Here is a 3231-nt window from a genome sequence, read left to right on the forward strand (position 1 = left end):
CGCCTCGAGCGCGCCACGCTCACCGGCCCGCCGGGGCACCCACGCCAGCGCGGCCCCGGTCGCGGCGGACAGCCGTGCCGCCGCCGACAGCGCGCCGGGCACGCTCGCCAGCCGTTCGCCCACCAAGATCACCGCGCCCTCTTCGCGCAACTGCCGGCCGATCCCCCGCAGGGCGTCGGCGTCGACACCCTCGACCGGCAGGTCGAGCAGGGCGTCGGCGTCGTGCGCCGCGTCGAGCAGATACGGTTCCGCACCGGGCACGGTCGGCACCAGGGTGCCCGACATGCGCCGCAGTCCGCGGGAGGCGTTGGGCGCCAGCGCGACCACCCGCACCCCGCGACGGCGGGCGGCCTTGCGCAGCCGCAGATAGACGATCGGGGATTCCTCTTCCGGCTCGAAACCGGCCAGCAGCACGATCGGGGCGCGTTCGAGGCTGTCGTAGTCGACGGTCACGCCCTGGCCCGCGATCAGGGCAGCGAGGAACTCGGCTTCCTCCGGCGAGTGCGGTCTGGCCCGGAAGTCGATGTCGTCGGTGGCCAGCACGGTGCGGGCGAACTTGGCGTAGGCGTAGGCGTCCTCCTCGGTGACCCGGCCGCCGACCAGCACACCGGCGTTGCCCCGGGCAGCGCGCAGACCGTCGGCGGCCGCGGCGAGCGCCTGCGACCACGACACCGGGCGCAGTTCGCCGTCGGCGCCGCGCAGCAGCGGGGTGGTGAGGCGGTCGCGCAGGCTCGCGTAGGCGAACGCCCAGCGGCCCTTGTCGCAGTTCCATTCCTCGTTGACCGACGGGTCGTCACCGGCCAGGCGGCGCAACACCTTTCCGCGCCGGTGGTCGGTGCGCTGGGCGCAGCCGGAGGCGCAGTGCTCGCACACGCTGGGGGAGGACACCAGGTCGAACGGGCGGGCGCGGAAGCGGTAGCTGGTGCCGGTCAGCGCGCCGACCGGGCAGATCTGCACGGTGTTGCCGGAGAAGTAGGAGTCGAACGGCTGCGCCTGCGCGGTGCCGACCTGCTCGAGCGCGCCGCGGTCCATCAACTCGATGAACGGGTCACCGGCCACCTGCTGGGAGAAGCGGGTACAGCGGGCGCACAGCACGCAGCGTTCCCGGTCCAGCAGCACCGCCGTGGACAGCGGAATCGGTTTCGGGTATATGCGTTTCTCCCCGTCGAAGCGGGTTTCCGGGCGGCCGGTGGACATGGCCTGGTTCTGCAACGGGCACTCGCCGCCCTTGTCGCACACCGGGCAGTCCAGCGGGTGGTTGATCAGCAGCAGCTCCATCACGCCCTCCTGGGAGCGTGCCGCCACCGGGGAGGTGAGCTGGGTGTGCACGACCATGCCGTCGGCGACGGTCTGGGTGCAGGAGGCGACCGGTTTGCGCTGGCCCTCCACCTCGACCAGGCACTGGCGGCAGGCGCCGACCGGGTCGAGCAGCGGGTGGTCGCAGAAGCGGGGGATCTGGATGCCGATCAGTTCGGCGGCGCGGATCACCAGCGTCCCGGCGGGCACGGAGACCTCGACGCCGTCGATGGTGACGGTGACCAGGTCGGCCGGCACCACACCGCTGGCGTTGCTGCTGACGGTGGCGGTCATCGAACCCCTCCTGCCTCGGCCCACGCCGTGGCGCGCGCGGGATCGAACGGACAGCCCGCACCGTCGAGATGCGCGGCGTACTCCTCGCGGAAGTACTTCAGCGAGGACATGATCGGGCTGGCGGCGCCGTCGCCGAGGGCGCAGAACGACTTGCCGAGGATGCTGTCGCTGATGTCGAGCAGCTTGTCCAGGTCGGCGGCGGTGCCGCCGCCGTGCTCGATGCGTTCCAGCAGCTGGACCAGCCAGTAGGTGCCCTCCCGGCAGGGCGTGCACTTGCCGCAGGACTCGTGGGCGTAGAAGCGGGTCCAGCGGGCGACGGCACGCACCACGCAGGTGGTTTCGTCGAAGATCTGCAGCGCTTTGGTGCCGAGCATGGAACCGGCCGCGGCCACGCCCTCGTAGTCCAGCGGCACGTCCAGGTGTTCGTCGGTGAACAGCGGGGTGGAGGAGCCGCCGGGGGTCCAGAACTTCAGCCGGTGTCCGGCGCGCACCCCGCCCGCGTAGTCGAGCAGTTCGCGCAGTGTGATGCCAAGCGGCGCCTCGTACTGGCCGGGGCGGGCGACGTGCCCGGACAGCGAGTAGAGGGTGAAGCCGGGGGATTTCTCGCTGCCCATCGACCGGAACCAGTCGGTGCCGTTGGCGATCAGCGCGGGCACGCTGGCGATGGATTCGACATTGTTGACCACCGTCGGGCAGGCGTAGAGGCCTGCGACGGCGGGGAAGGGCGGCCGCAGCCTCGGCTGGCCGCGCCTGCCCTCGAGCGAGTCGAGCAGCGCGGTCTCCTCGCCGCAGATGTAGGCGCCCGCGCCTGCGTGCACGATGAGGTCGAGGTCGAAGCCGGAGCCGAGGATGTCGCGGCCGAGCAGGCCGGTCGCGTAGGCCTGGTCGACGGCGGCGCGCAGCCGGCGCAGCACCGGCACCACCTCGCCGCGCAGGTAGATGAACGCGGTGTCGGCGCGGATGGCGTAGGCGGCGATGATCGCGCCCTCGACGAGGGTGTGCGGGGTGGCCAGCATGAGCGGGATGTCCTTGCAGGTGCCCGGCTCGGATTCGTCGGCGTTGACCACCAGGTAGTGCGGTCGGGTCCGGCCGTCCGGGCCGGGGCCCTGCGGGATGAAACCCCATTTGAGGCCGGTGGGGAAGCCCGCGCCGCCGCGGCCGCGCAGCCCGGCGTCCTTGACGGCCTGGATGACCTCGTCGGGCTCCATGCGCAGCGCCTTGCGCAGGGCGGTGTAGCCGTCACGGGCCAGGTAGCTCTCGAGTGTCCAGGCCCGCGGGTCGTCCCAGTGGGCGCTGAGGACCGGGGCCAGCGGCGTGCTCATCGTGTCTCCTCGCCCGGTCGCTCGACGTCCTCGGGTTTCGGCGCGGTCATGCCGCGCTCGCGGGCGATCTCCAGCCCGGCGAGGGTGGCCGCGCCCGCCGCGCCGTCGAGGGCGCCCGGCCGCTCGTCGGGGAAGCCGGCCAGCAGTCGCGCGGTCTCGCGGAAGGTGCACAGCGGCGCGCCGCGGCTGGGGCCGGCCAGGGGTGCCGCCCCCCGCGCGGGCCCCCCGGCGCGCGCCCCCGCGGGGGGGGGGGTGTGGGATAACTCCCCGGTTTCCAAAAACCCCCGCGCGGTATGGCCGGCGGGGGTGGCCGCGGCGG

General features: G+C 73.2%; 2 protein-coding genes and 1 pseudogene. All 3 read right to left on the reverse strand.

What is annotated here, in order from left to right; translation table 11 throughout:
• Positions 1 to 1590: NADH-quinone oxidoreductase subunit G (locus QH283_RS07690; RefSeq protein WP_280502326.1), on the reverse strand; the 1590-nt coding region annotated here is incomplete at its 3' end.
• Positions 1587 to 2912: an NADH-quinone oxidoreductase subunit NuoF gene (gene nuoF, locus QH283_RS07695; RefSeq protein ID WP_280502327.1), complete on the reverse strand. Its 1326-nt coding sequence runs from the start codon at positions 2910 to 2912 to the stop codon at positions 1587 to 1589. The genes QH283_RS07690 and nuoF, both read right to left, overlap by 4 nt.
• Positions 2909 to 3231: pseudogene (locus QH283_RS07700) on the reverse strand (hypothetical protein); the annotation flags it as partial. The gene nuoF and the pseudogene QH283_RS07700, both read right to left, overlap by 4 nt.

Origin of the sequence: Nocardia farcinica (assembly GCF_029867845.1) — a bacterium.
GTDB classification, from domain to species: domain Bacteria; phylum Actinomycetota; class Actinomycetes; order Mycobacteriales; family Mycobacteriaceae; genus Nocardia; species Nocardia farcinica_A.

Coding starts and splice junctions, on each gene's coding strand:
- nuoF (WP_280502327.1), bottom strand. CDS start 2,912: ATGAGCACGCCGCTGGCCCCGGTCCTCAGCGCCCACTGGGACGACCCG.